Consider the following 1,257-nt stretch of genomic DNA (forward strand, 5'->3'; position numbering starts at 1 on the left):
TATGGTCAGCCAGTACCGTTAGGGACGGTGGGTGAATTGTACATTGGCGGTGTCGGTGTTGCCCGGGGTTATCTCAATCGTCCTGATCTGACTGCGGAACGCTTCCTGGCTGATCCGTTTAGTGATGCGCCAGAGGCGCGGATGTACCGAACCGGGGATTTAGCCCGCTACTTGCCGGATGGCAATCTGGTGTTTGCAGGCCGTAATGACCAGCAGGTTAAGATCCGCGGTTTCCGCATTGAACCGGGTGAAATCGAAGCGCGGCTGGCCGAACACCCGGCGGTGCGTGAAGCCGTGGTACTGGCACGGGGGAAAGGGACGGACAAACGGCTGGTGGCGTATGTGGCGGCCGATGCGGAAGCGGGGCTGGTCAACCGCCTGCGGGCGCACCTGAGTGCCCAATTGCCGGACTATATGGTGCCGGCGGCGTTGGTGCGCCTGGATCGCTTCCCGTTAACCCCGAACGGCAAACTGGACCGCCGGGCGCTGCCGGTGCCTGGGAAGGACGACTTTGCCCGCCAGCGTTATGCAGCCCCGCAGGGCGCCACCGAAACCGCACTGGCGGCGGTCTGGCGTGAGTTGCTGGGCCTTGAACAAGTCAGCCGGCATGACAATTTCTTTGCCCTGGGCGGGCATTCCCTACTGGCTGTACGGCTGATTGAACGTCTGCGTCAGCTGGGGTTGACATTGCTGGTGCGCGACTTGTTTCAAACACCAGTACTGTCAGATCTAGCCCAGACACTGGGGCAGCATCAGACCGAAAGCATGGCAGTGCCTGCCAATGTGATTACTCCGGATACCACCACGCTCACGCCGGCCATGTTGCCGCTGATAGATCTGACGCAGACAGATATTAACCGTATCGTTGAGCAGGTACCGGGCGGCCTCAGTAACCTTCAGGACATTTATGCCCTGTCACCGCTGCAGGACGGGATCTTATTCCACCATTTGCTGGCAAGTGAGGGCGATCCGTACCTGTCGACCGGTCAGATGGTGTTTGCGGACCGAGCTGTGCTGGACCGCTACCTGTCGGCGGTCCAGCAGGTGATCAACCGCCATGATATTCTGCGCACCGCCTTTATCTGGCAGGGGCTGTCAGAGCCGGCGCAAGTGGTCTGGCGCCAGGCCCCGTTATCCGTCACTGAATTGACATTAGATCCGGCAGACGGGCCGGTCAGTGAGCAGTTAAGCCGGCGTTTTGACCCCCGCCATTATCGTCTGAACTTAAGTGAAGCCCCGTTATTGCAGTTTGTTGTT

General features: G+C 59.7%; 1 protein-coding gene. It reads left to right on the forward strand.

The features are described 5' to 3' along the window. Positions 1 to 1,257 (forward strand): condensation domain-containing protein (locus C5470_RS21845; RefSeq protein WP_166291891.1); only part of this gene is annotated, 1,257 nt, incomplete at both ends.

Origin of the sequence: Photorhabdus stackebrandtii (assembly GCF_011189495.1) — a bacterium.
Lineage (GTDB): Bacteria > Pseudomonadota > Gammaproteobacteria > Enterobacterales > Enterobacteriaceae > Photorhabdus > Photorhabdus khanii.